The organism is Xenorhabdus griffiniae (genome assembly GCF_015163655.1).
GTDB classification, from domain to species: Bacteria; Pseudomonadota; Gammaproteobacteria; order Enterobacterales; family Enterobacteriaceae; genus Xenorhabdus; species Xenorhabdus griffiniae.
This window is the reverse complement of record NZ_JADEUF010000052.1, coordinates 1-24937: the sequence shown is the minus strand read 5'-3', so window position 1 is coordinate 24937 and position 24937 is coordinate 1. Positions and strand designations below refer to the sequence as shown.

Sequence of the window (24937 nt, the reverse complement as noted above, 5' to 3'; positions counted from 1 at the left end):
TATCCACCCACACACTCAGTTCGAATCTGAAGTGTATATCCTGAGCAAAGATGAAGGTGGTCGTCATACGCCATTCTTCAAAGGTTACCGTCCACAGTTCTACTTCCGTACAACTGACGTAACCGGTACTATCGAACTGCCAGAAGGCGTAGAGATGGTAATGCCAGGTGACAACATCAACATGAAAGTGACTCTGATTGCACCAATCGCAATGGACGAAGGTCTGCGTTTCGCAATCCGTGAAGGTGGCCGTACTGTAGGCGCCGGTGTTGTTGCTAAAGTTATTGCTTAATCTTTAATTATCAAAAGATTATGAAAAAGAGGAGCCAAGGCTCCTCTTTTTTTATTTTGAGCCACCGAAGTTGGTGGTTTTTTGTTATTCAACAAAATAAAAACAATAATTGAAATGAGATTTATTTCTATTTACTATTCCGGGGTGTCGCTTATTTTATAAGCGTGGACCATTTTGGGTATGGGGGGTTATCCGACCTAAATAGTCATCGAGAATGTGTAAATAGCTAGAAGAGTGCTTCCATGTATGTTTGTCTCTGCAATGCAATAAGCGATAAAACCATACGCAATGCTGTTCATCAGCAACATATTCGTTCTATCAGTGAATTGAGGAATTTTGTTCCTATAGGAAGCGACTGCGGAAAATGTATACGTCAAGCACGTGAAATAATGAATGAGGAGATTGCCCTGCTACCTTCAATAAATAATGTTGCCTAAAATAAGCACAATTTTCTTGCAATTACTCTGCCAAATTAGTACTACACTTTAGTTACTGGAAGCGGAGGAACTTGTTATGAAAGGTGATAAAAAAATAATTGCACATTTGAATAAACTTCTCGGCAATGAACTTGTCGCCATCAATCAATATTTCTTGCATGCCCGAATGTTTAAGAACTGGGGATTGATGCGTTTGAATGACGTCGAGTATCACGAGTCCATTGATGAGATGAAGCATGCAGATAAATTTATCGAACGTATTCTTTTTCTGGAGGGGGTGCCAAATTTACAAGATCTGGGCAAGCTCAATATCGGAGAAGATGTAGAAGAAATGCTGAAATCTGATCTGGAATTAGAATTACGTGGTGCAAAGGATCTCAGAGAAGCAATTGCATATGCCGATTCAGTTCATGATTATGTCAGTAGAGACTTGATGATAGAGGTGCTTGCCGATGAAGAAAATCATATTGATTGGTTGGAAACTCAACTTGAACTGATAGCTAGAATTGGAATACAAAATTACATTCAATCCCAGCTTAGTGAAGAAGAATAGCTATAGTTTGCCGCCCTATAATTTGATGTATATAGGGCGTTTTCCTGCCATTTTCTTTCTTGCTTTCCCCTTTGTTGTCTGTACTTTTGCATAGATTTCACTCTTAATATTGCTTTGTGGGTAAATTCACGTATAATGCGCGGGCTTACCTACACAGAGTAGGACTGATTTATATCAGTAATGAGCGGTGAATAGCCGCCATTTAAAATACCCCCGATATGGGGGTTATGCACAGAACGATTACACTCCCCCATCAACCGAAATGGGTGCGAGGAGTAATTATTTACGTTTATAAAATAGTTGGAGCTCTGGTCTCATGCAGAACCAAAGAATCCGTATCCGCCTGAAAGCATTTGATCATCGTTTGATCGATCAATCAACTGCGGAAATCGTAGAGACTGCGAAACGCACTGGTGCGCAAGTTCGTGGTCCGATCCCTCTGCCAACTCGTAAAGAGCGTTTTACCGTTCTGATTTCTCCACACGTTAATAAAGATGCGCGTGATCAGTACGAAATTCGCACTCACAAACGTCTGGTTGACATCGTTGAGCCAACCGAGAAAACCGTTGATGCTCTGATGCGTCTGGATCTGGCTGCCGGTGTAGATGTGCAGATCAGCCTGGGTTAATCAGGTCATTGAACGATTGAGAGGTTGAAACAATGATTGGTTTAGTCGGTAAAAAAGTGGGCATGACTCGTATCTTCACTGAAGATGGCGTTTCAATCCCTGTAACTGTTATCGAAATCGAAAATAACCGTGTGACTCAAGTTAAAAACAAAGAGACTGACGGTTATCGTGCAATTCAGGTAACGACTGGTAGCAAAAAAGCTAGTCGTGTTAAGAAAGCTGAAGCGGGTCATTTCGCTAAAGCTGGCGTTGAAGCTGGCCGCATTCTGCGTGAATTCCGCCTGTCAGAAGACGATGCTGAATTCACTGTAGGTCAAAGCATTAGCGTTGAAATTTTCGCTGACGTTAAAAAAGTTGACGTTACTGGTACATCTAAAGGTAAAGGTTTCGCGGGTACTGTTAAACGCTGGAACTTCCGTACTCAGGATGCTACCCATGGTAACTCCTTGTCTCACCGCGTTCCGGGTTCTATCGGTCAGAACCAGACTCCGGGCAAAGTGTTCAAAGGCAAGAAAATGGCAGGCCAACTGGGTAATGAGCGCGTAACTGTTCAGAGCTTAGATGTAGTACGTGTTGACGCTGAGCGTAACCTGCTGCTGGTCAAAGGTGCTGTTCCAGGTGCAACGAACAGTAACCTGATCGTAAAACCGGCTGTCAAGGCGTAACGTCGAGGAGATAGGAATGGAATTGGTAATCAAAGACGCGCAAAGCGCGCTGACTGTTTCCGAAACTACCTTCGGGCGTGATTTCAATGAAGCGCTTGTGCATCAAGTAGTTGTTGCATATGCAGCTGGTGCTCGTCAAGGTACTCGTGCTCAGAAAACTCGTGCCGAAGTTTCTGGTTCAGGTAAAAAACCATGGCGTCAGAAAGGCACTGGCCGTGCGCGTTCTGGTTCTATTAAGAGCCCAATTTGGCGCTCTGGTGGTGTAACTTTCGCAGCGAAACCACAGGACCACAGTCAAAAAGTTAATAAAAAGATGTACCGCGGTGCCCTGAAAAGCATCCTGTCTGAACTGGTACGTCAAGATCGTCTAATCGTTGTCGAGAAGTTCTCTGTTGAAGCACCTAAGACTAAGTTGCTGGTACAGAAACTGAAAGAAATGGCTCTGGAAGACGTGCTGATTGTCACTAGCGAAGTTGATGAGAATCTGTTCTTAGCAGCTCGTAACCTGTACAAGGTTGACGTTCGTGACACAGCAGGTATCGATCCTGTAAGCCTGATTGCCTTCGACAAAGTGGTTATGACTGCTGAAGCTGTGAAGCAAGTTGAGGAGATGCTGGCATGATCCGTGAAGAACGTCTGCTGAAAGTACTGCGCGCGCCGCACGTATCTGAAAAAGCTTCTACAGCGATGGAAAAAAGCAACACCATCGTTCTCAAAGTTGCGAAAGACGCGACTAAAGCAGAGATCAAAGCTGCCGTACAGAAACTGTTTGAAGTTGAAGTTGAAGGTGTAAACACTTTGCTGGTAAAAGGCAAAGTTAAACGCCACGGACAGCGTATTGGTCGTCGTAGCGACTGGAAAAAGGCTTACGTCACCTTGAAAGAAGGCCAGAACCTGGACTTCGTTGGCGGCGCTGAGTAAGTCGGAGGAGTAAAGAACAATGGCAATTGTTAAATGTAAACCTACGTCTCCGGGCCGTCGCCACGTTGTTAAAGTGGTTAACCCTGAGCTGCATAAGGGTAAACCTTATGCTCCGTTGTTGGAAAAAAACAACAAAACCGGTGGTCGTAACAACAATGGTCGTATTACCACTCGTCACATTGGTGGTGGCCATAAACAGCATTATCGTCTGATTGACTTTAAACGTAACAAAGACGGTATCCCTGCTGTTGTTGAGCGTCTGGAATATGATCCAAACCGTTCAGCAAACATCGCACTGGTTCTGTACAAAGACGGTGAGCGTCGTTACATCCTTGCGCCTAAGGGCCTGAAAGCGGGTGATCAAATCCAGTCTGGTGCTGATTCAGCAATCAAAACTGGTAACGCTCTGCCAATGCGCAACATTCCGGTTGGTTCTACTGTTCACAACATAGAAATGAAACCAGGTAAAGGTGGCCAGTTGGCTCGTTCAGCAGGTGCTTATGCTCAGATCGTTGCTCGTGATGGTTCTTATGTGACCCTGCGTCTGCGTTCTGGTGAAATGCGTAAAGTATTGTCTGATTGCCGCGCTACTTTAGGTGAAGTTGGTAACGCAGAACATATGCTGCGCGTTCTGGGTAAAGCTGGTGCAAGCCGCTGGCGTGGTATTCGTCCTACCGTTCGTGGTACGGCGATGAACCCAGTAGACCATCCACATGGTGGTGGTGAAGGTCGTAACTTTGGTAAACACCCTGTAACTCCATGGGGCATTCAGACCAAAGGTAAGAAGACCCGTAGCAACAAACGTACTGATAAATATATCGTACGTCGCCGTTCTAAAAAATAATTAGAGGATAAACCATGCCACGTTCTCTCAAGAAAGGTCCATTTATTGACCTGCACTTGCTGAAGAAGGTAGAGAAAGCGGTGGAAAGCGGAGACAAAAAGCCTATTAAGACTTGGTCCCGTCGTTCAACGATCTTTCCTAACATGATCGGTTTGACCATCGCTGTCCATAATGGTCGTCAGCATGTACCAGTTTTTGTTTCCGACGAAATGGTTGGTCACAAACTGGGTGAATTCGCGCCGACCCGTACTTATCGCGGCCATGCGGCCGATAAAAAGGCTAAAAAGCGCTAAGGTAGGAGGAAGAGATGGAAACTATCGCTAAACATCGCCACGCTCGTTCTTCTGCTCAGAAGGTTCGCCTTGTGGCTGACCTGATCCGCGGTAAGAAAGTGTCGCAAGCTCTGGAAACTCTGACCTATACCAACAAAAAAGCTGCTGGTTTAGTGAAGAAAGTACTTGAGTCTGCTATTGCTAACGCAGAACACAACGATGGCGCTGACATCGATGATCTGAAAGTCACGAAAATTTTCGTAGACGAAGGCCCAACTATGAAGCGTATTATGCCTCGTGCCAAAGGCCGTGCAGATCGTATCCTGAAGCGCACCAGCCACATCACTGTGGTTGTGTCCGATCGCTGAGACTCTGGAGACTAGCAATGGGTCAGAAAGTACATCCTAATGGTATTCGTCTGGGTATTGTCAAACCTTGGAACTCTACCTGGTATGCGAATACCAAAGAATTCGCTGACAACCTGGACAGCGACTTTAAAGTTCGCCAGTACTTGAACAAAGAACTGGTTAAAGCATCTATTTCACGTATCGTTATCGAACGTCCTGCGAAAAGCATCCGTGTGACTATTCACACTGCTCGTCCAGGCATTGTAATCGGTAAAAAAGGTGAAGACGTTGAAAAACTGCGTAAGGCTGTAGCGGATATCGCTGGCGTTCCTGCGCAGATCAATATTGCCGAAGTACGTAAACCTGAACTGGACGCAAAACTGGTTGCTGACAGCATCAGTTCACAGCTGGAACGTCGTGTCATGTTCCGCCGTGCTATGAAACGTGCTGTACAGAACGCTATGCGTTTGGGCGCTAAAGGTATCAAAGTGGAAGTCAGCGGCCGTCTGGGCGGTGCTGAAATTGCACGTACTGAGTGGTATCGTGAAGGTCGTGTACCTCTGCATACTCTGCGTGCAGACATCGACTACAATACTTCTGAAGCGCACACCACTTATGGTGTAATCGGCGTTAAGGTATGGATCTTCAAAGGTGAGATCCTGGGTGGTATGGCTGCAGTTGAACAGGCGGAAAAACCGGCTGCTCAACCTAAAAAGCAGCAGCGTAAAGGCCGCAAGTAAGGAGAGTCGCTGATGTTACAACCAAAGCGTACGAAATTCCGTAAAGTGCACAAAGGCCGCAACCGTGGTCTGGCTGCAGGTGCGGATGTTAGCTTCGGCACTTTCGGTCTGAAAGCTGTAGGCCGTGGTCGTCTGACTGCTCGTCAGATCGAAGCGGCACGTCGTGCTATGACCCGTGCAATTAAACGTCAAGGTAAAATCTGGATCCGTGTGTTCCCAGACAAACCTATCACCGAAAAGCCACTCGAAGTGCGTATGGGTAAAGGTAAAGGTAACGTAGAATACTGGGTTGCCTTGATCCAGCCCGGTAAAGTCCTGTATGAAATGGACGGTGTGCCTGAAGAGCTGGCTCGTGAAGCATTCAAGCTGGCAGCAGCGAAACTGCCTATCAAAACCACCTTTGTAACTAAGACGGTGATGTAATGAAAGCACAAGAGCTGCGCGAAAAAAGCGTTGAAGAGCTGAACACTGAGCTGCTGAACCTGTTACGTGAACAATTCAATCTGCGTATGCAGGCGGCAAGTGGCCAGCTGCAACAGTCTCACCTGTTGAAACAAGTGCGTCGTAATATTGCACGCGTTAAGACTTTACTGACTGAGAAGGCGGGTGCGTAATGACCGATAAAATCCGTACTCTGCAAGGTCGTGTTATTAGCGACAAAATGGAAAAATCCATTGTTGTTGCTATTGAGCGTAAGGTGAAACATCCATTGTATGGTAAGTTCATCAAACGTACGACTAAACTGCACGTACATGACGAGAACAATGAATGTGGAATTGGTGATGTAGTGGAAATCCGCGAAACCCGTCCACTGTCTAAGACTAAATCTTGGACTTTAGTTCGCGTTGTAGAGAAAGCGGTTCTATAATAGATCGCTGTATCGTACGAAATAAACGGCCCAAAAAATAACGGGGCCGTTTATTTTTCTGTCCATCGCGAAGATGTGGTGTTATAATGCCGCGCCCTCGTAGTATGGGATATTGAAACGGCCTCTTTAAAATAAAGTGGCTCAGTAGTAGTTGACATTTAGCGGAGCACTAAAATGATCCAAGAACAGACTATGCTGAACGTGGCCGACAACTCCGGTGCACGTCGCGTAATGTGTATCAAGGTTCTAGGTGGCTCGCACCGTCGCTACGCAGATGTCGGTGACATCATCAAGATCACTATCAAGGAAGCAATTCCTCGCGGTAAAGTGAAAAAAGGTGATGTCCTGAAAGCGGTAGTGGTGCGCACCAAGAAGGGTGTTCGTCGCCCGGACGGTTCTGTCATTCGCTTCGATAGCAACGCTTGTGTATTGTTGAACAACAATAGTGAGCAAGTTATCGGTACGCGTATTTTTGGGCCGGTGACTCGTGAACTTCGTAATGAAAAGTTCATGAAAATTATCTCTCTGGCACCTGAAGTACTCTAAGGAGCAGGCAATGGCAGCGAAAATCCGTCGTGATGACGAAATTATCGTGCTGACTGGTAAAGACAAAGGTAAGCGCGGTAAAGTAAAACAGGTTCTTTCTTCTGGTAAAGTGATTGTTGAAGGCATCAACCTGGTTAAAAAACATCAGAAACCAGTTCCGGCTCTGAACCAACCAGGTGGCATCGTTGAAAAAGAAGCAGCTATCAATGTTTCTAACGTTGCGATCTTCAACACAGCAACCGGCAAGGCTGACCGTGTAGGTTTTAGATTCGAAGACGGCAAAAAAGTACGTTTCTTCAAATCTAATAACGAAACTATCAAGTAATTTGGAGTATACGATGGCGAAACTGCATGATTACTACAAAGACGAGGTAGTCAAGAAACTGATGACTCAGTTTGGTTACCATTCTGTCATGCAAGTCCCTCGGGTCGAGAAGATCACCCTGAACATGGGTGTTGGTGAAGCAATCGCTGACAAAAAACTGCTGGATAACGCAGCAGCTGACTTGGCAGCAATCTCTGGTCAGAAGCCATTGATCACCAAAGCACGCAAATCAGTTGCAGGCTTCAAAATCCGTCAGGGCTATCCAATCGGCTGTAAAGTAACCCTGCGTGGAAAACGCATGTGGGAGTTCTTTGAGCGCCTGATTTCTATTGCTGTACCACGTATCCGTGACTTCCGTGGTTTGTCCGCTAAATCATTCGATGGTCGTGGTAACTACAGCATGGGTGTTCGTGAGCAAATCATCTTCCCTGAAGTCGATTACGATAAAGTGGATCGCGTACGTGGTTTGGATATTACTATCACCACTACTGCGAAATCTGATGATGAAGGCCGCGCGCTGTTGGCTGCGTTTAACTTCCCGTTCCGCAAGTAAGGCAGGGTACTCATGGCTAAGCAATCAATGAAAGCACGTGATGTAAAACGTGCGAAATTAGCTGAGAAATTCTTCGCAAAACGCGTTGAACTGAAAGCGATCATCTCTGATGTAAACGCATCTGATGAAGACCGTTGGAATGCTGTTCTGAAACTGCAAACACTGCCACGTGATTCCAGCCCTTGCCGTCAGCGTAACCGCTGCCGTCAGACTGGGCGTCCGCATGCATTTTTGCGGAAGTTTGGGTTGAGCCGTATTAAAGTCCGTGAAGCCGCTATGCGCGGTGAAATCCCGGGCCTTAAAAAGGCTAGCTGGTAATTGTCACCAATTGAATCACGGGAGTAAAGACAGATGAGCATGCAAGATCCGATCGCGGATATGCTGACCCGTATCCGTAACGGTCAGGCCGCGAATAAAGTTGCGGTCACCATGCCTTCCTCCAAGCTGAAAGTGGCAATTGCCAAGGTGCTGAAGGAAGAAGGTTACATTGAAGATTTTAAAATCGAAGGCGACACTAAGCCAGAACTGGAAATCACTCTGAAGTATTTCCAAGGTAAGGCTGTTGTAGAAAGCATTCAGCGTGTAAGCCGCCCAAGTCTGCGCATCTATAAGAAAAAAGATGAGCTGCCACAAGTTATGGCTGGTTTGGGAATCGCTGTTGTTTCTACCTCTAAAGGTGTAATGACTGATCGTGCAGCTCGCCAGGCTGGTCTGGGTGGCGAGATTCTCTGCTACGTAGCTTAATTCGGGAGGAAAGAATGTCTCGTGTTGCAAAAGCACCCGTCGTCATTCCTGCCGGCGTAGAGGTTAAACTCGACGGTCAGGTTATTTCGATTAAGGGTAAAAACGGCGAGCTAAGTCGTAAAATCCACAACGCAGTTGAAGTTAATCATGCGGATAGCCAACTGACTTTCGCTCCGCGCGAAGGTTTTGCTGACGCTTGGGCGCAGGCAGGTACAACTCGTTCTCTGCTGAACGCTATGGTTATTGGTGTTAACGAAGGTTTCACTAAGAAACTTCAGCTGGTTGGTGTTGGTTATCGTGCAGCAGTTAAAGGCAACGTAGTTAGCTTGTCTTTAGGCTTCTCGCATCCGGTTGAGCATCAGCTGCCAGCAGGCATAACTGCGGAATGCCCATCACAAACTGAAATCGTACTGAAAGGTGCTGATAAGCAAGTGATTGGTCAGGTTGCGGCAGATTTGCGTGCCTATCGTCGTCCTGAGCCATATAAAGGCAAGGGTGTCCGTTACGCCGATGAAGTCGTGCGTACCAAAGAGGCTAAGAAGAAGTAAGGTAACACTATGGATAAGAAAGTAGCTCGTATCCGTCGTGCGACCCGCGCACGCCGCAAGCTCAAAGAACTGGGTGCGACTCGCCTGGTGGTACATCGTACCCCTCGCCATATTTATGCGCAGGTTATCGCACCAAATGGTTCTGAAACTCTGGTGGCCGCTTCTACAACAGAAAACGCTATCAGTGAACAACTGAAATTTACTGGAAACAAAGAAGCCGCAGCATTAGTTGGTAAGATTGTTGCTGAACGTGCTCTGGAAAAAGGCATCAAAGATGTATCCTTTGACCGTTCTGGTTTCCAATATCATGGTAGAGTCCAGGCACTGGCAGATGCTGCCCGTGAAGCTGGCCTTCAGTTCTAAGGTAGAGGTGTAAGATGGCTCACATCGAAAAACAAGCTGGCGAACTGCAGGAAAAGCTGATCGCGGTAAACCGCGTATCTAAAACCGTTAAAGGTGGCCGTATTTTCAGCTTTACAGCACTGACTGTAGTTGGTGATGGTAACGGTCGCGTTGGTTTTGGCTACGGCAAAGCACGCGAAGTTCCGGCAGCAATCCAGAAAGCGATGGAAAAAGCACGTCGCAATATGAAAACCGTCGCACTTAACAGCGGCACTTTGTACCACCCAGTGAAAGGCTCACACACCGGTTCTCGCGTGTTCATGCAGCCTGCTCACGAAGGTACAGGTATCATCGCCGGTGGTGCGATGCGTGCTGTTCTGGAAGTGGCTGGAGTTCGTAACGTACTGGCTAAAACCTACGGTTCCACGAACCCAATCAACGTGGTTCGTGCAACTCTGGATGCTTTAGACAGCATGAAGTCTCCAGAAATGGTCGCAGCTAAGCGTGGCAAATCCGTCGAAGAAATTCTGGGGTAATGACCATGGCTAAGACTATTAAAATTACTCAGGTTCGCAGTTCAATTGGTCGTTTGCCTAAACATAAGGCAACTTTGACTGGTTTAGGTCTGCGTCGTATTGGTCATACTGTTGAGCGTGAAGATACACCAGCTATTCGCGGTATGGTCAACTTGGTTTCCTATATGGTTAAAGTTGAGGAGTAACAGATGCGCTTAAATACTCTGTCTCCGGCTGAAGGTGCCAAGCACGCACCTAAACGTGTAGGTCGTGGTATTGGTTCTGGTCTGGGTAAAACCGGCGGTCGTGGTCACAAAGGTCAGAAGTCTCGTTCTGGCGGTGGCGTTCGTCGTGGTTTTGAAGGTGGCCAGATGCCTTTATACCGTCGTCTGCCAAAATTTGGTTTCACTTCACGTAAGGCAATGGTCACCGCAGAAATTCGTCTGTCTGATTTTGCCCGTGTTGAAGGCGATGTTATCGATCTGAATGCACTGAAAGCTGCTAACATTATTGGCCCTCAAATTGAATTCGCAAAAGTAATGCTTTCTGGCGAAGTCAATCGCGCAGTAACTGTGCGTGGCTTGCGTGTTACTAAAGGCGCCCGTGCTGCAATTGAAGCTGCTGGCGGTAAAATTGAGGAATAAGTAACAGATGGCTAAACAACCAGGATTAGATTTTCAAAGTGCCAAAGGCGGATTAGGCGAGTTAAAACGCAGACTTTTGTTTGTCATTGGAGCTCTAATTGTTTTCCGTATTGGCTCTTTTATTCCAATCCCTGGTATTGATGCCGCTGTGCTTGCCAAATTGCTCGAGCAGCAAAGAGGTACCATCATTGAAATGTTTAACATGTTCTCTGGTGGTGCTTTAAGCCGTGCTTCTATCTTTGCACTGGGTATAATGCCGTATATTTCTGCATCTATTATTATCCAGTTGCTAACTGTGGTTAACCCCCGTTTAGCAGAGATTAAGAAGGAAGGGGAAGCTGGTCGTCGTAAGATCAGTCAGTACACCCGTTATGGCACATTAGTGCTGGCAATATTCCAGTCAATCGGTATTGCTACTGGGTTGCCGAATATGCCTGGAATGCAAGGATTAGTTATTAATCCTGGCTTTGCATTCTATTTCACGGCTGTTGTAAGTCTGGTCACGGGAACCATGTTCTTGATGTGGTTGGGTGAGCAGATTACTGAGCGAGGTATCGGTAACGGTATTTCAATCATAATCTTTGCTGGTATCGTTGCGGGTCTACCGCCTGCAATTGGTCACACCATCGAGCAAGCTCGGCAAGGCGACCTGCACTTCCTCCTGTTGCTGTTGGTTGCAGTATTAGTGTTTGCCGTAACTTTCTTCGTTGTTTTCATTGAGCGTGGTCAACGTCGTATCGTTGTTAACTATGCAAAACGTCAGCAAGGTCGTAAAGTTTTTGCGGCACAAAGTACACATTTGCCGTTGAAAGTGAATATGGCTGGGGTTATCCCTGCAATTTTTGCTTCCAGTATTATTTTGTTCCCTGGTACCATAGCTTCTTGGTTCGGAGGGGGAACAGGCTGGAATTGGTTGACAACTATTTCTATGTATTTGCAACCAGGTCAACCGCTTTATGTGTTATTATACGCATCTGCAATCATCTTCTTCTGTTTCTTCTACACGGCTTTGGTTTTCAATCCAAGAGAGACAGCAGATAACCTGAAGAAGTCCGGTGCATTCGTACCAGGAATTCGTCCGGGAGAGCAAACGGCTAAGTACATTGATAAAGTAATGACTCGTCTGACCTTAATTGGTGCGTTATATATTACTTTTATCTGCTTAATCCCGGAGTTCATGCGTGATGCAATGAAAGTGCCATTCTATTTTGGTGGTACTTCCCTACTGATTGTAGTTGTCGTCATCATGGACTTTATGGCTCAAGTGCAAACTCTGATGATGTCGAGTCAATATGAGTCTGCATTGAAGAAGGCAAACCTGAAAGGATATAACCGCTAATCGGTTTGCTTGAGAAGTTACGGAGAGTAAAAATGAAAGTTCGTGCTTCCGTCAAGAAATTATGCCGCAATTGCAAAATTGTTAAACGTAACGGTATCGTTCGTGTGATTTGCAATGCAGAGCCTAAGCACAAACAGCGCCAAGGCTAATTAATCGCATATTTTTCTTGCAAAGTTGGGTTGAGCTGGCTAAATTAGCCAGCCAATCTTTTTTATCTGACAGCAACATTGTTTGAGTATCCTGAAAACGGGCTTTTCAGAATGATGTTGCAGTGAATAAATATTGTAGGAGTGCATAGTGGCCCGTATAGCAGGCATTAACATTCCTGATCAGAAACATACTGTAATCGCATTAACTTCGATCTACGGTATCGGTAAAACCCGCTCACAAGCAATTTGTGCAGCAGCGGGCATTGCTGAAAATGTTAAGATCAGTGAGCTGTCTGAAGAGCAAATTGACAAGCTGCGTGACGAAGTTGCCAAATACGTTGTAGAAGGTGATCTGCGTCGTGAAGTAACCCTGAGTATCAAACGTCTGATGGATCTTGGTTGCTATCGTGGTTTGCGTCATCGTCGTGGTCTGCCAGTTCGCGGTCAGCGTACTAAGACCAATGCACGTACCCGTAAGGGTCCGCGTAAACCGATCAAGAAATAATCGGGGTATTGAATAATGGCAAAAGCACCTATTCGTGCACGTAAGCGTGTAAGAAAACAAGTCTCTGACGGTGTGGCTCATATCCATGCTTCTTTCAACAATACCATCGTTACTATTACTGATCGTCAGGGTAACGCTTTGGGTTGGGCAACTGCCGGTGGTTCCGGTTTCCGTGGTTCTCGTAAATCTACTCCGTTTGCAGCTCAGGTTGCGGCAGAGCGCTGCGCTGAAGCAGTAAAAGAGTACGGAATTAAGAACCTGGAAGTTATGGTTAAAGGACCTGGTCCTGGCCGTGAGTCAACTATTCGCGCATTAAACGCGGCTGGTTTCCGCATCACTAATATTACTGATGTGACTCCGATCCCTCATAACGGTTGTCGTCCACCGAAAAAACGTCGCGTTTAGTACGTCTTCGTTTTTTAGGATTGTTGGAGAAAGAAAATGGCAAGATATTTGGGTCCTAAGCTCAAGCTGAGCCGTCGCGAGGGTACAGACCTTTTCCTGAAGTCTGGCGTTCGCGCGATTGACACCAAGTGTAAATTAGAACAGGCACCAGGCCAGCACGGCGCACGTAAACCGCGTCTGTCTGACTATGGTGTACAGTTACGTGAAAAACAAAAAGTTCGTCGTATTTACGGTGTTCTGGAGCGTCAATTCCGTAACTACTATAAAGAAGCGACTCGTCTGAAAGGCAACACAGGTGAAAACCTGCTGAACTTGCTGGAAAGTCGCCTGGATAACGTCGTTTATCGTATGGGTTTTGGCGCGACTCGTGCCGAATCACGCCAGATGGTAAGCCACAAGGCTATCATGGTAAATGGTCGCGTTGTTAACATCGCTTCTTATCAGGTATCCCCGAATGACGTAGTCAGCGTTCGTGAAAAAGCGAAGAAGCAGGCTCGCATTAAAGCAGCTTTAGAGCTGGCTGAGCAGCGTGAGAAACCAACTTGGTTGGAAGTTGATGCTGCGAAGATGGAAGGTGTGTTCAAGCGTATTCCTGAACGTACTGATCTATCCGCTGACATTAACGAACACCTGATCGTCGAGCTTTACTCTAAGTAAAGCTTAGCACCAAAGAGAGGACACAATGCAGGGTTCTGTGACAGAGTTTCTAAAACCGCGCCTGGTAGATATCGAGCAAGTCAGTTCGACGCACGCCAAGGTGACCCTTGAGCCATTAGAGCGTGGCTTTGGCCATACTCTTGGCAACGCACTGCGCCGTATTCTGCTTTCGTCTATGCCGGGTTGTGCGGTGACTGAGGTTGAGATTGATGGTGTACTGCATGAGTACAGCACCAAAGAAGGTGTACAGGAAGATATCCTGGAGATTCTCCTCAATCTGAAAGGGCTGGCGGTGAAAGTTCAGGGTAAAGATGAAGTTATCCTTACTTTGAATAAATCTGGCATTGGCCCTGTGACTGCAGCCGATATCATCCATGACGGTGATGTCGAAATCGTCAAGCCGCAGCACGTAATCTGCCATCTGACTGACGAAAGCGCTTCCATTAGCATGCGTATTAAAGTTCAGCGTGGTCGTGGATATGTGCCGGCTTCTGCCCGAATTCATTCGGAAGAAGATGAGCGCCCTATCGGTCGTTTGTTAGTAGATGCTTGCTATAGCCCAGTAGAGCGTATCGCCTACAATGTTGAAGCAGCTCGCGTAGAACAGCGTACTGACCTGGACAAGCTGGTTATCGAGATGGAAACTAACGGTACAATCGATCCTGAAGAGGCGATTCGCCGTGCAGCTACCATTCTGGCTGAACAACTAGAAGCTTTCGTTGATTTACGTGATGTACGTCAACCAGAAGTAAAAGAAGAGAAGCCAGAGTTTGATCCGATCCTGCTGCGCCCTGTTGACGATCTGGAATTGACTGTCCGCTCTGCTAACTGCCTTAAAGCAGAAGCTATCCACTACATCGGTGATCTGGTACAGCGTACTGAAGTTGAGTTACTTAAAACACCTAACTTGGGTAAAAAATCTCTTACTGAGATTAAAGACGTACTGGCTTCACGTGGACTTTCTCTGGGCATGCGTCTGGAAAACTGGCCACCAGCAAGTATTGCTGATGAGTAACTAGATCACAGGTTAAGGTTTTACTGAGAAGGATAAGGTCATGCGCCATCGTAAGAGTGGTCGTCAATTGAACCGCAACAGCAGCCATCGCCAAGCTATGTTCCGCAACATGGCAGGTTCTTTAGTTCGTCATGAAATCATCAAGACGACTCTGCCTAAAGCGAAAGAACTGCGTCGCGTCGTTGAGCCGCTGATTACTCTTGCCAAGACCGACAGCGTAGCTAATCGTCGTCTGGCATTCGCCCGTACTCGTGATAACGAGATCGTGGCAAAACTGTTTAATGAACTGGGCCCGCGTTTTGCGAGCCGTGCAGGTGGTTACACTCGTATTCTGAAGTGTGGCTTCCGTGCTGGTGACAATGCACCGATGGCATACATCGAGCTTGTTGACCGTGCAGCAGAGTCTCAGACAGAAGTAGCATCTGCAGAGTAATCTGTAGGAGCGTAAAAAGCCGGGTATTATCCCGGTTTTTTATTGCCTTTTAATTTTGATCCTCTCACTCTTCGCTTTATATTCACCGGCTAATCTGTAAATTTTTCCTGTTCAGATGATCTCTTAGCCTATTCTGGTAGTATTGTGATTACTTTCTACTTGATAGGAAAATCTTATGTATCGTATCGGTCAGTTGGCAAAATTAGCAGGTGTAACACCTGATACTATCCGCTTTTATGAAAAACAGGGGCTGATGCTTCATGGAGAGAGAACAGAAGGTGGTTATAGACTATATACTGAACAAGATCTACAGCGATTACGTTTTATCCGTTATGCAAAACAATTAGGTTTTACACTCGAAGCAATTGTAGAACTACTATCTATTCGGGTTGATCCTGAGCACCATACATGCAAGGAATCAAAATATATTGTTGATTCTAGATTGCGAGAAGTGGAAGAAAAATTATTAGAAATGCAAAAAATGCGCGATTCTTTGAAAATGTTGAGTGATGCCTGTTGTGGTAGCACTCACGTCAGTACATATTGTTCTATATTGGAAATTTTGGAAGAAGGTGCGACAAACAGATAATTTTTCTTTATTGTTCTGAGTGCTAAGAGTACAATCGCACTGTTTTTAATCGTAAAACGATTTTATTAATTAACTTAGAGGTTATTGTGACAACATATCGCCATAAAAAAGGTGTTATCAAAGATAATGCTATAGAAGCCTTACTACATGATCCTTTGTTTCGACAGAGAGTAGAGAAAAATAAAAAAGGTAAGGGAAGTTATAATCGTAAAGAAAAACATGGTAAAAACCATGGCTGGGAGGCCAATGATAATAATTTTTTCAAGTTGTTATCATTGGCCTTCTAGTTTTTTAAGTAGATTCTATTAATCGAATAAGTTCGAATTGATGTTTCTACAGGAAGAAAGGGCTTGGCTGGAAAAGTTTTTCTACTTCAGGCACGAATTTTTTATCAGTAATAAACATGATTACATGATCACCTTGTTGGATGATACTGTAATCATTAGCAATGATGACTTCTTCATCGCGGACAATGGCACCTATTGTTGTTCCTGGTGGTAATTTGATATCACCTATCTTACGCCCAACAACTTTTGAAGTATGTTCATCGCCGTGTGCTATGGCTTCAATAGCTTCAGCAACGCCTCTTCTTAATGAGAACACACTGACAATATCTGCTTTACGGACATGGCCAAGTAGTGCCGATACTGTTGCTTGTTGAGGCGAAATTGCAATATCAATGACTCCACCTTGTACTAAATCAACATATGCACTGCGTTGAATAAGAACCATCGCTTTTTTAGCCCCCATTCGTTTTGCAAGCATGGCTGACATAATATTGGCTTCATCATCATTTGTTAGTGCTATAAAAACGTCAACTTGTTCAATATGTTCTTCAGCTAGCAATTCTTGGTCTGAAGCATCACCATAAAACACGATGGTATCGTGCAATAGTTCAGCTAATTCAATGGCTCTTTTTTGGTTATGTTCAATTAGTTTGACGCTGTAATCTTTTTCAAGTCGTAAGGCTAAGCCCGCACCAACATTACCGCCACCAACAATCATGATACGTTTATACGGTTTTTCAAGGCGTTGTAATTCACTCATTACTGCCCTGATATGTTGTGATGCTGCAACGAAAAATACTTCATCTCCAGCTTCAATAATCGTTGAACCTTGTGGTCTAATGGGACGATCTTGACGAAATATTGCAGCAACTTTGCTATCAATATGTGGCATATGTTCTCGGAGTGAGGATAAGGCGTTACCTACCAGCGAACCACCATAATAGGCTTTAACCGCGACAATACTGACACGCCCTTCAGCAAAATTAACAACTTGTAATGCTCCTGGGTATTGGATTAATTTATAGATGTAATCAATAACCAGTTGTTCAGGTGATATTAGATAATCAATAGGAATATCATCAGGTTGAAATAACTTTTCTGACTCTCGGATATATTCTGATGAGCGTATCCTGGCGACTTTATTAGGTGTGTTAAATAGAGAGTAAGCAATTTGGCATGCAACCATATTGGTTTCATCTGAATTTGTGACAGCTATTAACATATCAGCATCTTCAGCACCAGCTTCCTTCAATACTCTGGGATGGGAGCCATGGCCATTGACAACTCGGAGATCGAATTTATCCTGTAACTGGCGTAGACGATCTGTATCGGTATCAACGACAGTAATGTCATTGTTTTCATCAACTAAATTTTCAGCTAATGTTCCACCAACCTGGCCAGCACCCAGAATGATTATCTTCATAGCATTCTCTTCTCAATTGGAAGCCATCTTCTATCTTGATATTTTAGCAAAACCATAAAATTCTCTCGTTCAATTGGAACGAGAGGGCATTATTATTGCTTAGTTAGTCGGGCATAAAAGAAACCGTCACCACCCGTAGCTTCTGGAATAATTTGTGTTCCAGGAGTATCCGAATTACCTGTTTTTGATAATACAGCATCGGGATGACGGGCCAAAAATGCCTTTATTTGCTCACTATTTTCCTGAGGTAAAATTGAACAGGTGGCATAAACCAGTGTGCCATTACGCTTCAAATATGGCCAAATAGCTTCAAGGATTTCAGATTGCAATGTAACTAATTGATTTATATCTTCGTTCCTGCGTAGCCATTTTATGTCAGGATGACGGCGAATAACCCCTGTGGCAGAGCACGGTGCGTCAAGAAGAATACGATCAAATCGTTCATCAGCAGCCCACTCGTGTGGAAGGCGTCCATCACCTGTTTTAACGACAGCATGTAAGTTAAGTCGTTGTAAATTCTCTTTTACTCGCTTAATTCGTTGCTCATCAATATCGATAGCGAGGACCTTAGATTTTGGTGCTATTTCGAGGATATGAGTAGTTTTTCCGCCAGGTGCAGCACAAAGATCCAGTATGGATTCACCGTCACGTGGTTCTAAAAGTTCTGCACATCCCTGTGCGGAGCGATCCTGAATGGTTACCCAGCCTTGGCTAAATCCGGGTAGTGTACTGACAGGACAGGGATTCAGAAGACGAATAGCACTAAGATGGTTGGTATCTAATTCTGCTTCTATATTAGCTTCTTCTAATAGTGCAAGATATTCTTTCGCTGTGTGATGGGATTGGTTAACTCGTAGCCACATAGGGGGCTTTTGGTTGTTGGCATCCACTATAGTTTGCCAATTTTGTGGATATGCTTTTTGAATGCGTTCTAGCAGCCATTTGGGGTGTAGGTGTTTATTATTTGCCCGTTCGATTAATTCTTGTTGTTGGCGCTGAAACTGGCGAAGGACACCATTAATGACACCTTTCAGCTGTGGTCGTTTTAAATTAGTTGCGCCATTGACGGTTTCGGCAAGTACAGCGTGTGCAGGTATACGTGTATATATCAGCTGATATATACCCACCATGATTAGGTAGTGGAAAATACGTTGTTTTCCTTTCAATGGCTTTGCCATGAGTTGACTGATAAACCACTCAAGCTGAGGTAATACCCTCATCACACCAAAACAGATCTCTTGTAACAATGCCTTATCTTTATCAGAAACTTTTTGTTGGAGTTCGGGTATAACGGTGCTGAGGGATTGCCCTTGCTCAAGCACTTGAGTGATTGCTTTTGCAGCGATGCTTCTCAGGTTATATGTATTTTTCATGGTATGGTCAAAAAGCTGACTTTCGTCAGCATGGTAAAATAGGAAGAAGCCTGAATGCTAAAATATTCAGGCAAAGTCAGGTTAGTATCAGTTGATTTTGCTACCAGGTATAAACCATTCGCGTTTGGAGTTTAAGAGATCGGCAGCCGACATTGCTTTCTTGCCCGGTGGTTGTAATTGAACAATATTTAATATCCCATCCGCAGTTGCAATTTGAATACCTCTTTTATCTGCGTTGATAATTGTTCCAGGAGATTGGGTGGTTTGCTCTGCAATGACTTCTGCCTGCCAGATTTTAATTGGTTGATCATCAACTGAGAAGAAGCTCATAGGCCAAGGGTTGAAGGCACGAATACAACGCTCAATTTGGCTTGCCGATAAATTCCAATCTATTTTTGCTTCATCTTTACTCAGTTTTTCGGCATAGGTTGCAAGTGTGTCATCCTGAAGTTCAGGCTGGAGTGTTCCCGATGTGATTAAATCTAGGGTATTGAGTAAGGCTTTTGGCCCAATATCGGCAAGTTTTTCGTATAAGCTAGCACTGGTATCTTCGTTTGTAATTGGGCAAATGGCTTTCAACAGCATATCACCAGTATCAAGTCCGGCATTCATCTGCATGATAGTTATGCCAGTTTCTTGGTCGCCGGCCCAAATTGAGCGTTGAATGGGGGCTGCACCACGCCAGCGAGGTAGCAAAGAACCGTGGACATTCAAGCATCCTAAACGTGGTATATCTAAAATGGCTTGGGGAAGGATTAAGCCATAGGCAACAACGATCATAATATCAGCTTGTTGCGCCATGACCCATTGTTGGCTTTCTTCTGTACGTAAGGTTTTTGGCTGGAAAACAGGAATAGCATGTTCTTCAGCCAATACCTTTACAGGACTTGGTGTCAGTTTCTTACCTCTTCCTGCCGGCTTGTCTGGTGGAGCAAGCACTCCGACAACTTGGTGTTGAGAGTTTAATAAAGCAGCCAAATGGCGAGCCGCGAAATCAGGCGTTCCGGCAAAAATAATACGTAAAGAATCAGACACTGTTATTTCCTGCGATAATAAAAGTTATTTGTTTTTGGCTCTCAGTCGGTCAATTTTTTCAACTTTCTGACGGATGCGTTGACGTTTCAATGGTGATAAATAATCAACAAAGAGTTTACCGACTAAATGATCCATTTCATGTTGAATACAGATTGCCAGTAATCCATCAGCTTCTAATTCAAATGGTTGGCCGCTATAGTCTAAGGCTTTAATTTTTACTTGCTCAGAACGAGGCACAAATCCACGCTGTTCAGGAACAGATAAACAACCTTCTTCTATTCCTGTTTCACCGGCTTTATTAATCAATTCCGGGTTAATCAGAACAAGACGTTGATCACGATCTTCAGAGACGTCAATGACAATAATTCTCTGATGTATATCGACTTGTGTTGCCGCTAAACCAATACCTTCCTCTGCATACATCGTTTCAAACATATCATCAACGATACGCTGAATTTCTGCATCGACTTTTTCTACTGGCTTGGCAACTGTGCGAAGTCGCTCGTCTGGATAATGTAATACTTGTAAAACTGACATATATGTTTAGAACTGCATCCAAAAAGTGAGTGATAATTGATGCCTATTCTAGACATTTCCCATTTAGATTGACAGTATTGAGCATAAATTAATCATGAGTGGGTGCTATCAACCTCAGGTCAGGATGACGATATGGAAGCGATGGAAATGTGGTTAAGAATGAAAATGGTCTCTCATCTTTCAGCAGCGAAGGCCATGCTTATTATGGATCGTCTGTTACAAACGAAAAATTGCAGTATATCCTCCCTTAAAGCATGTGGTCTGTCATCTGCACAATGCTTGCAATTTATGAAAGCTAACACTTCCGCGCTGATTTCGGCTCTCAATTGGTTAGAACAGCCAGATCATCATTTGTTGACTTTCTCTCATCCCGCATATCCGCCTTTATTAAAACAAATACACTCTCCACCTCTTGTTCTTTTTGTTGTTGGTGATGTATCGGTTTTATCTCAAAAGCAAATTTCAATAGTGGGTAGCAGGGCTGCGACTTTTTATGGCGAAAAATGGGGAAAGATATTTGCTAGTGGTTTGGCTAAAAATAATCTGGTAATAACGAGTGGATTGGCGATTGGTATTGACGGTATCTGCCATCAGGCAGCATTGGATTCGGGAGGCAGAACAATCGCCGTACTTGGTAGTGGACTTAAAAATATTTACCCCAGTAGACATAAGTCCTTAGCCGATCATATTAAAGAAAATGGCGCATTAGTTTCCGAATTTTTTCCGGATGTGCCACCTAAGGCCAAGCATTTTCCAAGGCGAAATCGGATTATTAGTGGGTTAAGTTTGGCTCTTCTTATTGTGGAAGCTCATAAGAATAGTGGTTCATTAATTACAGCGCGTTGTGCTCTTGAACAAGGGCGAGACATCTTTGCATTACCTGGTCCATTAGGCACTCCTACGAATGAAGGCAATCATTGGTTGATTAAACAAGGGGCTTATTTAGCAACAAATGTAATGGATATCATGGAACATATTAGTTCGTCTTTTCAATGGGTTAATATAGAAGAAAAAGGTCAGGAGGAAGAAAATAAACAATTTGAACAAACAGAGTTGCCATTTGTGGATGTGCTGGTTAACGTAAGTAGTGAAGTTACACCTATTGATGTGATTGCCCAGCGCTCTTCCCTGCCTGTTACCGAAGTTATGACCAAATTATTGGAGTTGGAACTCATGGGAAAAGTTGCTGTTGTTGCTGGTGGGTATGTCCGAACTAATTAAGCGATTTAATTTGTGCTTTTTCTAATGTTATGGCGGCTGCCGATATTCAGCGAGTGAGATATGTCTAAGAAAGTGCCTTTTACTATAAAAGAAAGAGAGCATTGCCCTGAGTGTAATGCTGAGTTAGTGATCCGCAATGGCGCTCATGGCCCATTTTATGCGTGTTCCAGTTATCCATCTTGCCATTATCTCCGTCCTTTGAAAGCACAAGTAGATGGACATATTGTTAAAGAATTGGATGGTCAACTCTGTCCCAAATGCGGTTTCACTTTAGCCTTGCGTCAAGGGCGTTATGGTATGTTCATTGGCTGTAGTCATTATCCTGAATGTGGATATACAGAATTAATTGATAAACCAGATGAAACGTCAATTAATTGTCCTCAATGTCAGCAAGGAAAATTACTCCAGCGTAAGTCTCGCTTTGGTAAGACATTTTATTCCTGTAGTCGCTATCCAGAGTGTCAGTTTGCACTTAATAATAAGCCAACTTCAGGTGAATGTATGTTTTGTCACTATCCATTGTTAATAGAAAAGCGCACTTCCCAAGGCGTAAAATTATTCTGTGCCAGCAAATTGTGTAGTAAGCAGCAAGTTAACGAAATTGAGAAATGAAATGAGTTACGTAATCTCACCAGTATTTGATGAAGTTATCACGGCCTTAAAAGAAGAAAAAGTTATTGCTTATCCAACTGAAGCCGTTTTTGGATTAGGGTGTGATCCTGATAGTGAAAATGCAGTGCAAGAGCTATTAGCGTTGAAAAATAGGCCATGGGAGAAAGGGCTAATTCTTATTGCTGATAAGTATGAGAGATTATGTCCTTATATTGATGATGAACAGCTAAATGATGCACAGAAAGAAACCATATTCTCATCTTGGCCTGGCCCTGTTACATGGGTAATCCCTGCGAAAGCAGCCACACCAAAATGGTTGACTGGCAAATTTTCAACGTTGGCCGTTCGAATTACGGATCACCCTTTGGTTCAGCAGCTGTGCGCTATATATGAAAAACCACTTGTTTCGACCAGTGCGAATCTAAGTGGGTTAGAACCATGTCGTAGTGTAGAAGAAGTAAGACAGCAGTTTGGCAATCGTGTCCCAATATTAGAAGGAGAAGTTGGTGGGCGTAAGAATCCATCAGAAATCAGGGATGCGTTAACGGGTAAATTATATCGGCAAGGATAGATAATTATGGATAAATTTGCTGTTTTTGGGAATCCAATCGCACATAGTAAATCTCCTTATATTCATCGATTGTTTGCTGAACAAACAGGTATCGAACATCAGTATGGGAGAATACTTGCTCCAGTAGAAAATTTTGAACAAACCCTAACTCATTTTTTCGAACAGGGGGGATTAGGAGCGAATATCACCGTTCCTTTTAAAGAGAGAGCCTATAAATGCTCTGATGAATTAACTGAACGGGCGAGTTTCTGCGGTGCAGTTAATACATTAAAACGAATTGAGGGAAACCGATTGCTCGGTGACAATACTGACGGGATGGGATTATTAGTAGACTTGCAGCGCCTCAAATTCCTCTCTCAAGGACAGAAGATCCTGATTATAGGTGCTGGTGGGGCAGCGAAAGGTGTATTGTCTCCTTTGTTGTCACTGGGCTGTTCAGTCACTATTACTAACCGAACATTTGAACGAGCTCAAATAATCGCAAATACATTTTCTCTATTAGGTGATATCGAGGCCATTGAAATGAGTGCTCTTGGCCTTATTACTCCAGATTTTGATATTATCATTAATGCAACAGCTTCTGGCCTTGATGGGCAAATTCCTGCCATCTCTCCGTTGATTTTTCAAAATAATAGTGTGTGTTACGACATGTATTACCAGCATGGATTAACGCCTTTCCTTACGTTTGCTCATCAAAATGGTGTTTCACGTTTGGCTGATGGCCTAGGAATGCTGGTAGGGCAGGCTGCGTATTCTTTTGAATTGTGGCATGGTGTATTCCCCGAAATAGAACCTGCTTTAACGGCCTTAAGACAGGAGTTACATGTATGAACCAATCAATTCAATTTCCTGATCGTGAAGAGTGGGATGAGGCAGAAAATAAGGTAATATTTCCAGCAATGGTGGATGGTTTGCTGGTGGAATGTATGATGAGTTCTGATGAAATAAGCAAGCGTTATGGCAAGGATCATCACCCACTCGATTTGTTTCGCCAACATCGCTGGGATTTGGAAGAAGAGTTTGAAACAGCCATCTTGAGTGGGCATGATGATCAATTTGGACGCTACTCTTTGCTTTCTGATTGTGTTGATAGGTAATCATTTTTCCAGCTAACGTAATTATTAGCGGAATAAAGCAGCCCTTCCAATTCTTCAGGTTTGAGTTTTCGTACTTGTTTGGCAGGGCTACCGACGTACAGATAACCGCTTTCTAATTTTTTACCTGGAGGAACTAGACTACCAGCTCCAATCACAACATCATCTTCAATAGTTACCCCATCAAGTAAAATGGATCCCATGCCAACTAAGACTCGATTTCCAATTTTACATCCATGCAGCATTGATTTATGACCTACGGTGACATCTTCGCCAATTATTAGTGGAAAGCCATTTGGATTATCAGGAGATTTATGCGTCACATGCAAAACAGAACCATCTTGAATATTTGTACGTGAACCAATTGAGACATAATTTACATCTCCCCTGATAACTACAAGGGGCCAAATGCTGACATTGTCTGCTAATCTGACATCTCCAATTACAACAGAAGAAGGATCTAAAAGAACTTTTTGACCGATTTGAGGATAGAAATTTAGATATTGACGTAAAACAGTAGGCATAAAAACCTCAATAGTTAGAGTGGATCGCAAACATATAGGCAATTATATAGGAATGTTATTGAGGAAAAAAACGCCATGCAATGGAGTGAGATGTATTAATATTAGCCTATTTGAGTGGTTTTTATATTTAAAAGAACAAAAAATGCTCGCTTGAAAATAAAATTGCAAAAAACTATTGCCAGCGCCGTAAAACCCCCTATAATGCGCCACCACTGACCGACGCTGCGCTGAAACACGCTGCGAAGGCCGGTGAGAGAAAAGGGAAAATAATCGCTTGACTCTCAAGGCGAAAAGCGTAAGATACGCAGCCTCGCAACCCGGAAGTGACTTCCGGTTGCCAACGCTCTTTAACAAGTTAATCAGACAATCTGTGTGGGCACTCGC

Annotated in this window: 43 protein-coding genes; 38 read left to right on the top strand and 5 right to left on the bottom strand. The window is 44.1% G+C overall.

The window, feature by feature from the left end; all coding sequences use genetic code 11:
• The 33 genes from IQ211_RS10100 to IQ211_RS09940 form a co-directional block, all read left to right on the top strand.
• A partial coding sequence (locus tag IQ211_RS10100) for an EF-Tu C-terminal domain-related protein (protein ID WP_476756472.1) occupies positions 1-292 on the top strand: 292 nt, incomplete at its 5' end.
• Between the two features lie 242 nt (positions 293-534).
• Positions 535-729, top strand: a complete 195-nt coding sequence (gene bfd / locus IQ211_RS10095) for a bacterioferritin-associated ferredoxin (protein ID WP_189760118.1) — start codon at positions 535-537, stop codon at positions 727-729.
• Positions 730-805: 76 nt separating this feature from the next.
• A complete protein-coding gene (bfr, locus tag IQ211_RS10090) occupies positions 806-1282 on the top strand; it encodes a bacterioferritin (RefSeq protein WP_189760119.1) in 477 nt (158 codons plus the stop codon).
• A 316-nt stretch (positions 1283-1598) separates the two neighbouring features.
• On the top strand, positions 1599-1910 hold the full coding sequence (gene rpsJ, locus IQ211_RS10085) for a 30S ribosomal protein S10 (protein WP_001181005.1): 312 nt from the start codon (positions 1599-1601) through the stop codon (positions 1908-1910).
• Positions 1911-1942: 32 nt separating this feature from the next.
• Positions 1943-2575: a 50S ribosomal protein L3 gene (rplC, locus tag IQ211_RS10080; RefSeq protein ID WP_189760120.1), complete on the top strand. Its 633-nt coding sequence runs from the start codon at positions 1943-1945 to the stop codon at positions 2573-2575.
• Positions 2576-2591: 16 nt separating this feature from the next.
• Positions 2592-3197, top strand: a complete 606-nt coding sequence (gene rplD / locus IQ211_RS10075) for a 50S ribosomal protein L4 (protein WP_189760121.1) — start codon at positions 2592-2594, stop codon at positions 3195-3197.
• The gene (rplW, locus tag IQ211_RS10070) at positions 3194-3496 is read left to right on the top strand and encodes a 50S ribosomal protein L23 (RefSeq protein ID WP_038269605.1); all 303 of its coding nucleotides are present in this window, start codon (positions 3194-3196) and stop codon (positions 3494-3496) included. Before rplD ends, rplW begins: the two co-directional genes overlap by 4 nt.
• Positions 3497-3515: 19 nt before the next feature.
• Positions 3516-4340 (top strand): 50S ribosomal protein L2, encoded by an 825-nt coding sequence (gene rplB / locus IQ211_RS10065; RefSeq protein ID WP_189760122.1) that lies wholly within the window; start codon positions 3516-3518, stop codon positions 4338-4340.
• A 14-nt stretch (positions 4341-4354) separates the two neighbouring features.
• On the top strand, positions 4355-4633 hold the full coding sequence (rpsS, locus tag IQ211_RS10060) for a 30S ribosomal protein S19 (protein WP_011148791.1): 279 nt from the start codon (positions 4355-4357) through the stop codon (positions 4631-4633).
• A 14-nt stretch (positions 4634-4647) separates the two neighbouring features.
• On the top strand, positions 4648-4980 hold the full coding sequence (gene rplV / locus IQ211_RS10055) for a 50S ribosomal protein L22 (protein ID WP_010847481.1): 333 nt from the start codon (positions 4648-4650) through the stop codon (positions 4978-4980).
• A gap of 17 nt (positions 4981-4997) precedes the next feature.
• Positions 4998-5699, top strand: a complete 702-nt coding sequence (rpsC, locus tag IQ211_RS10050) for a 30S ribosomal protein S3 (RefSeq protein WP_010847482.1) — start codon at positions 4998-5000, stop codon at positions 5697-5699.
• Positions 5700-5711: 12 nt separating this feature from the next.
• Positions 5712-6122: a 50S ribosomal protein L16 gene (gene rplP / locus IQ211_RS10045; RefSeq protein WP_012990491.1), complete on the top strand. Its 411-nt coding sequence runs from the start codon at positions 5712-5714 to the stop codon at positions 6120-6122.
• The gene (gene rpmC, locus IQ211_RS10040; RefSeq protein ID WP_010847484.1) at positions 6122-6313 is read left to right on the top strand and encodes a 50S ribosomal protein L29; all 192 of its coding nucleotides are present in this window, start codon (positions 6122-6124) and stop codon (positions 6311-6313) included. The genes rplP and rpmC overlap by 1 nt, the downstream gene beginning before the upstream one ends.
• Positions 6313-6567 carry a 30S ribosomal protein S17 gene (rpsQ, locus tag IQ211_RS10035; RefSeq protein WP_038240484.1) on the top strand — a complete coding sequence of 85 codons (255 nt, stop codon included), beginning with the start codon at positions 6313-6315 and terminating at the stop codon, positions 6565-6567. The genes rpmC and rpsQ overlap by 1 nt, the downstream gene beginning before the upstream one ends.
• Before the next feature lie 174 nt (positions 6568-6741).
• Positions 6742-7113, top strand: coding sequence for a 50S ribosomal protein L14 (rplN, locus tag IQ211_RS10030; protein ID WP_004246955.1), 372 nt, complete (start codon positions 6742-6744; stop codon positions 7111-7113).
• Between the two features lie 10 nt (positions 7114-7123).
• Positions 7124-7438 carry a 50S ribosomal protein L24 gene (gene rplX / locus IQ211_RS10025; protein ID WP_038269614.1) on the top strand — a complete coding sequence of 105 codons (315 nt, stop codon included), beginning with the start codon at positions 7124-7126 and terminating at the stop codon, positions 7436-7438.
• A gap of 13 nt (positions 7439-7451) precedes the next feature.
• Positions 7452-7991, top strand: coding sequence for a 50S ribosomal protein L5 (gene rplE, locus IQ211_RS10020; RefSeq protein ID WP_189760123.1), 540 nt, complete (start codon positions 7452-7454; stop codon positions 7989-7991).
• A gap of 12 nt (positions 7992-8003) precedes the next feature.
• Positions 8004-8309: a 30S ribosomal protein S14 gene (rpsN, locus tag IQ211_RS10015; RefSeq protein WP_010847489.1), complete on the top strand. Its 306-nt coding sequence runs from the start codon at positions 8004-8006 to the stop codon at positions 8307-8309.
• Positions 8310-8342: 33 nt separating this feature from the next.
• On the top strand, positions 8343-8735 hold the full coding sequence (gene rpsH / locus IQ211_RS10010) for a 30S ribosomal protein S8 (protein ID WP_038240479.1): 393 nt from the start codon (positions 8343-8345) through the stop codon (positions 8733-8735).
• A 14-nt stretch (positions 8736-8749) separates the two neighbouring features.
• Positions 8750-9283: a 50S ribosomal protein L6 gene (gene rplF, locus IQ211_RS10005; RefSeq protein ID WP_074021488.1), complete on the top strand. Its 534-nt coding sequence runs from the start codon at positions 8750-8752 to the stop codon at positions 9281-9283.
• A 9-nt stretch (positions 9284-9292) separates the two neighbouring features.
• Complete coding sequence (gene rplR / locus IQ211_RS10000; protein ID WP_189760124.1) at positions 9293-9646, top strand: 50S ribosomal protein L18; 354 nt, start codon at positions 9293-9295, stop codon at positions 9644-9646.
• 14 nt (positions 9647-9660) lie between these two features.
• Entirely contained in the window at positions 9661-10161 is a 501-nt protein-coding gene (gene rpsE, locus IQ211_RS09995) for a 30S ribosomal protein S5 (protein ID WP_045968057.1), read from the top strand.
• Between the two features lie 5 nt (positions 10162-10166).
• Positions 10167-10346, top strand: coding sequence for a 50S ribosomal protein L30 (rpmD, locus tag IQ211_RS09990; protein WP_045968059.1), 180 nt, complete (start codon positions 10167-10169; stop codon positions 10344-10346).
• A 3-nt stretch (positions 10347-10349) separates the two neighbouring features.
• The gene (gene rplO, locus IQ211_RS09985) at positions 10350-10784 is read left to right on the top strand and encodes a 50S ribosomal protein L15 (protein WP_045960137.1); all 435 of its coding nucleotides are present in this window, start codon (positions 10350-10352) and stop codon (positions 10782-10784) included.
• 7 nt (positions 10785-10791) lie between these two features.
• On the top strand, positions 10792-12123 hold the full coding sequence (secY, locus tag IQ211_RS09980) for a preprotein translocase subunit SecY (protein ID WP_074021490.1): 1332 nt from the start codon (positions 10792-10794) through the stop codon (positions 12121-12123).
• 32 nt (positions 12124-12155) lie between these two features.
• Positions 12156-12272, top strand: coding sequence for a 50S ribosomal protein L36 (gene rpmJ / locus IQ211_RS09975; RefSeq protein WP_045968063.1), 117 nt, complete (start codon positions 12156-12158; stop codon positions 12270-12272).
• Positions 12273-12420: 148 nt separating this feature from the next.
• A complete protein-coding gene (gene rpsM, locus IQ211_RS09970; RefSeq protein ID WP_038240472.1) occupies positions 12421-12777 on the top strand; it encodes a 30S ribosomal protein S13 in 357 nt (118 codons plus the stop codon).
• 15 nt (positions 12778-12792) lie between these two features.
• A complete protein-coding gene (gene rpsK / locus IQ211_RS09965; RefSeq protein ID WP_002919257.1) occupies positions 12793-13182 on the top strand; it encodes a 30S ribosomal protein S11 in 390 nt (129 codons plus the stop codon).
• Between the two features lie 36 nt (positions 13183-13218).
• Positions 13219-13839 carry a 30S ribosomal protein S4 gene (gene rpsD, locus IQ211_RS09960; protein WP_045960135.1) on the top strand — a complete coding sequence of 207 codons (621 nt, stop codon included), beginning with the start codon at positions 13219-13221 and terminating at the stop codon, positions 13837-13839.
• A 25-nt stretch (positions 13840-13864) separates the two neighbouring features.
• Positions 13865-14854 carry a DNA-directed RNA polymerase subunit alpha gene (locus tag IQ211_RS09955; RefSeq protein WP_038269634.1) on the top strand — a complete coding sequence of 330 codons (990 nt, stop codon included), beginning with the start codon at positions 13865-13867 and terminating at the stop codon, positions 14852-14854.
• A gap of 40 nt (positions 14855-14894) precedes the next feature.
• Positions 14895-15287 carry a 50S ribosomal protein L17 gene (gene rplQ / locus IQ211_RS09950; protein WP_074021494.1) on the top strand — a complete coding sequence of 131 codons (393 nt, stop codon included), beginning with the start codon at positions 14895-14897 and terminating at the stop codon, positions 15285-15287.
• Positions 15288-15462: 175 nt separating this feature from the next.
• Positions 15463-15876: a Zn(2+)-responsive transcriptional regulator gene (gene zntR / locus IQ211_RS09945; RefSeq protein WP_189760125.1), complete on the top strand. Its 414-nt coding sequence runs from the start codon at positions 15463-15465 to the stop codon at positions 15874-15876.
• Positions 15877-15962: 86 nt separating this feature from the next.
• Positions 15963-16163 carry an alternative ribosome-rescue factor A gene (locus tag IQ211_RS09940; protein ID WP_189760126.1) on the top strand — a complete coding sequence of 67 codons (201 nt, stop codon included), beginning with the start codon at positions 15963-15965 and terminating at the stop codon, positions 16161-16163.
• A gap of 46 nt (positions 16164-16209) precedes the next feature.
• Here the strand turns inward: IQ211_RS09940 and trkA are convergent, their stop codons facing one another.
• From trkA to def, 4 genes are all read right to left on the bottom strand, one after another.
• The gene (gene trkA, locus IQ211_RS09935) at positions 16210-17586 is read right to left on the bottom strand and encodes a Trk system potassium transporter TrkA (RefSeq protein WP_189760127.1); all 1377 of its coding nucleotides are present in this window, start codon (positions 17584-17586) and stop codon (positions 16210-16212) included.
• Positions 17587-17678: 92 nt separating this feature from the next.
• Positions 17679-18959, bottom strand: coding sequence for a 16S rRNA (cytosine(967)-C(5))-methyltransferase RsmB (gene rsmB, locus IQ211_RS09930; RefSeq protein WP_189760128.1), 1281 nt, complete (start codon positions 18957-18959; stop codon positions 17679-17681).
• An 87-nt stretch (positions 18960-19046) separates the two neighbouring features.
• The gene (gene fmt, locus IQ211_RS09925) at positions 19047-19994 is read right to left on the bottom strand and encodes a methionyl-tRNA formyltransferase (protein WP_189760129.1); all 948 of its coding nucleotides are present in this window, start codon (positions 19992-19994) and stop codon (positions 19047-19049) included.
• Between the two features lie 24 nt (positions 19995-20018).
• Positions 20019-20531, bottom strand: a complete 513-nt coding sequence (gene def, locus IQ211_RS09920) for a peptide deformylase (protein WP_189760130.1) — start codon at positions 20529-20531, stop codon at positions 20019-20021.
• Between the two features lie 132 nt (positions 20532-20663).
• Here def and dprA point away from each other — a divergent pair, with 132 nt between their 5' ends.
• The 5 genes from dprA to IQ211_RS09895 are packed head-to-tail and all read left to right on the top strand — an operon-like array spanning position 20664 to position 24032.
• A complete protein-coding gene (dprA, locus tag IQ211_RS09915; RefSeq protein WP_189760131.1) occupies positions 20664-21752 on the top strand; it encodes a DNA-protecting protein DprA in 1089 nt (362 codons plus the stop codon).
• 60 nt (positions 21753-21812) lie between these two features.
• Positions 21813-22364, top strand: a complete 552-nt coding sequence (locus tag IQ211_RS09910; RefSeq protein WP_189760132.1) for a topoisomerase DNA-binding C4 zinc finger domain-containing protein — start codon at positions 21813-21815, stop codon at positions 22362-22364.
• 1 nt (position 22365) lies between these two features.
• On the top strand, positions 22366-22935 hold the full coding sequence (gene tsaC, locus IQ211_RS09905; protein ID WP_189760133.1) for an L-threonylcarbamoyladenylate synthase type 1 TsaC: 570 nt from the start codon (positions 22366-22368) through the stop codon (positions 22933-22935).
• Between the two features lie 6 nt (positions 22936-22941).
• The gene (gene aroE / locus IQ211_RS09900; RefSeq protein WP_189760134.1) at positions 22942-23766 is read left to right on the top strand and encodes a shikimate dehydrogenase; all 825 of its coding nucleotides are present in this window, start codon (positions 22942-22944) and stop codon (positions 23764-23766) included.
• Positions 23763-24032 (top strand): DUF1488 family protein, encoded by a 270-nt coding sequence (locus tag IQ211_RS09895; protein WP_189760135.1) that lies wholly within the window; start codon positions 23763-23765, stop codon positions 24030-24032. The genes aroE and IQ211_RS09895 overlap by 4 nt, the downstream gene beginning before the upstream one ends.
• Here the strand turns inward: IQ211_RS09895 and IQ211_RS09890 are convergent.
• Positions 23999-24553: a gamma carbonic anhydrase family protein gene (locus tag IQ211_RS09890; protein ID WP_189760136.1), complete on the bottom strand. Its 555-nt coding sequence runs from the start codon at positions 24551-24553 to the stop codon at positions 23999-24001. The genes IQ211_RS09895 and IQ211_RS09890 overlap by 34 nt on opposite strands.
• Positions 24554-24937 lie beyond the last annotated feature (384 nt).

What these genes read in the sequence shown, in the direction of transcription:
- def (WP_189760130.1), bottom strand. Translation starts at nt 20,531, where the DNA reads ATGTCAGTTTTACAAGTATTACATTATCCAGACGAGCGACTTCGCACA.
- rplX (WP_038269614.1), top strand. Translation starts at nt 7,124, where the DNA reads ATGGCAGCGAAAATCCGTCGTGATGACGAAATTATCGTGCTGACTGGT.
- rpsC (WP_010847482.1), top strand. Translation starts at nt 4,998, where the DNA reads ATGGGTCAGAAAGTACATCCTAATGGTATTCGTCTGGGTATTGTCAAA.
- rpsH (WP_038240479.1), top strand. Translation starts at nt 8,343, where the DNA reads ATGAGCATGCAAGATCCGATCGCGGATATGCTGACCCGTATCCGTAAC.
- dprA (WP_189760131.1), top strand. Translation starts at nt 20,664, where the DNA reads ATGGAAGCGATGGAAATGTGGTTAAGAATGAAAATGGTCTCTCATCTT.
- rplQ (WP_074021494.1), top strand. Translation starts at nt 14,895, where the DNA reads ATGCGCCATCGTAAGAGTGGTCGTCAATTGAACCGCAACAGCAGCCAT.
- rplO (WP_045960137.1), top strand. Translation starts at nt 10,350, where the DNA reads ATGCGCTTAAATACTCTGTCTCCGGCTGAAGGTGCCAAGCACGCACCT.
- zntR (WP_189760125.1), top strand. Translation starts at nt 15,463, where the DNA reads ATGTATCGTATCGGTCAGTTGGCAAAATTAGCAGGTGTAACACCTGAT.
- IQ211_RS09955 (WP_038269634.1), top strand. Translation starts at nt 13,865, where the DNA reads ATGCAGGGTTCTGTGACAGAGTTTCTAAAACCGCGCCTGGTAGATATC.
- rplF (WP_074021488.1), top strand. Translation starts at nt 8,750, where the DNA reads ATGTCTCGTGTTGCAAAAGCACCCGTCGTCATTCCTGCCGGCGTAGAG.
- rpsS (WP_011148791.1), top strand. Translation starts at nt 4,355, where the DNA reads ATGCCACGTTCTCTCAAGAAAGGTCCATTTATTGACCTGCACTTGCTG.
- rpsK (WP_002919257.1), top strand. Translation starts at nt 12,793, where the DNA reads ATGGCAAAAGCACCTATTCGTGCACGTAAGCGTGTAAGAAAACAAGTC.
- rplP (WP_012990491.1), top strand. Translation starts at nt 5,712, where the DNA reads ATGTTACAACCAAAGCGTACGAAATTCCGTAAAGTGCACAAAGGCCGC.
- rplD (WP_189760121.1), top strand. Translation starts at nt 2,592, where the DNA reads ATGGAATTGGTAATCAAAGACGCGCAAAGCGCGCTGACTGTTTCCGAA.
- rpsE (WP_045968057.1), top strand. Translation starts at nt 9,661, where the DNA reads ATGGCTCACATCGAAAAACAAGCTGGCGAACTGCAGGAAAAGCTGATC.
- rpsN (WP_010847489.1), top strand. Translation starts at nt 8,004, where the DNA reads ATGGCTAAGCAATCAATGAAAGCACGTGATGTAAAACGTGCGAAATTA.
- rplN (WP_004246955.1), top strand. Translation starts at nt 6,742, where the DNA reads ATGATCCAAGAACAGACTATGCTGAACGTGGCCGACAACTCCGGTGCA.
- rplV (WP_010847481.1), top strand. Translation starts at nt 4,648, where the DNA reads ATGGAAACTATCGCTAAACATCGCCACGCTCGTTCTTCTGCTCAGAAG.
- rplC (WP_189760120.1), top strand. Translation starts at nt 1,943, where the DNA reads ATGATTGGTTTAGTCGGTAAAAAAGTGGGCATGACTCGTATCTTCACT.
- IQ211_RS09890 (WP_189760136.1), bottom strand. Translation starts at nt 24,553, where the DNA reads ATGCCTACTGTTTTACGTCAATATCTAAATTTCTATCCTCAAATCGGT.
- aroE (WP_189760134.1), top strand. Translation starts at nt 22,942, where the DNA reads ATGGATAAATTTGCTGTTTTTGGGAATCCAATCGCACATAGTAAATCT.
- rplE (WP_189760123.1), top strand. Translation starts at nt 7,452, where the DNA reads ATGGCGAAACTGCATGATTACTACAAAGACGAGGTAGTCAAGAAACTG.
- IQ211_RS09910 (WP_189760132.1), top strand. Translation starts at nt 21,813, where the DNA reads ATGTCTAAGAAAGTGCCTTTTACTATAAAAGAAAGAGAGCATTGCCCT.
- rpmD (WP_045968059.1), top strand. Translation starts at nt 10,167, where the DNA reads ATGGCTAAGACTATTAAAATTACTCAGGTTCGCAGTTCAATTGGTCGT.
- rpmC (WP_010847484.1), top strand. Translation starts at nt 6,122, where the DNA reads ATGAAAGCACAAGAGCTGCGCGAAAAAAGCGTTGAAGAGCTGAACACT.
- rpsQ (WP_038240484.1), top strand. Translation starts at nt 6,313, where the DNA reads ATGACCGATAAAATCCGTACTCTGCAAGGTCGTGTTATTAGCGACAAA.
- secY (WP_074021490.1), top strand. Translation starts at nt 10,792, where the DNA reads ATGGCTAAACAACCAGGATTAGATTTTCAAAGTGCCAAAGGCGGATTA.
- bfd (WP_189760118.1), top strand. Translation starts at nt 535, where the DNA reads ATGTATGTTTGTCTCTGCAATGCAATAAGCGATAAAACCATACGCAAT.
- IQ211_RS09895 (WP_189760135.1), top strand. Translation starts at nt 23,763, where the DNA reads ATGAACCAATCAATTCAATTTCCTGATCGTGAAGAGTGGGATGAGGCA.
- rpsD (WP_045960135.1), top strand. Translation starts at nt 13,219, where the DNA reads ATGGCAAGATATTTGGGTCCTAAGCTCAAGCTGAGCCGTCGCGAGGGT.
- rplR (WP_189760124.1), top strand. Translation starts at nt 9,293, where the DNA reads ATGGATAAGAAAGTAGCTCGTATCCGTCGTGCGACCCGCGCACGCCGC.
- rplB (WP_189760122.1), top strand. Translation starts at nt 3,516, where the DNA reads ATGGCAATTGTTAAATGTAAACCTACGTCTCCGGGCCGTCGCCACGTT.
- rplW (WP_038269605.1), top strand. Translation starts at nt 3,194, where the DNA reads ATGATCCGTGAAGAACGTCTGCTGAAAGTACTGCGCGCGCCGCACGTA.
- rsmB (WP_189760128.1), bottom strand. Translation starts at nt 18,959, where the DNA reads ATGAAAAATACATATAACCTGAGAAGCATCGCTGCAAAAGCAATCACT.
- rpmJ (WP_045968063.1), top strand. Translation starts at nt 12,156, where the DNA reads ATGAAAGTTCGTGCTTCCGTCAAGAAATTATGCCGCAATTGCAAAATT.
- tsaC (WP_189760133.1), top strand. Translation starts at nt 22,366, where the DNA reads ATGAGTTACGTAATCTCACCAGTATTTGATGAAGTTATCACGGCCTTA.
- trkA (WP_189760127.1), bottom strand. Translation starts at nt 17,586, where the DNA reads ATGAAGATAATCATTCTGGGTGCTGGCCAGGTTGGTGGAACATTAGCT.
- rpsJ (WP_001181005.1), top strand. Translation starts at nt 1,599, where the DNA reads ATGCAGAACCAAAGAATCCGTATCCGCCTGAAAGCATTTGATCATCGT.
- bfr (WP_189760119.1), top strand. Translation starts at nt 806, where the DNA reads ATGAAAGGTGATAAAAAAATAATTGCACATTTGAATAAACTTCTCGGC.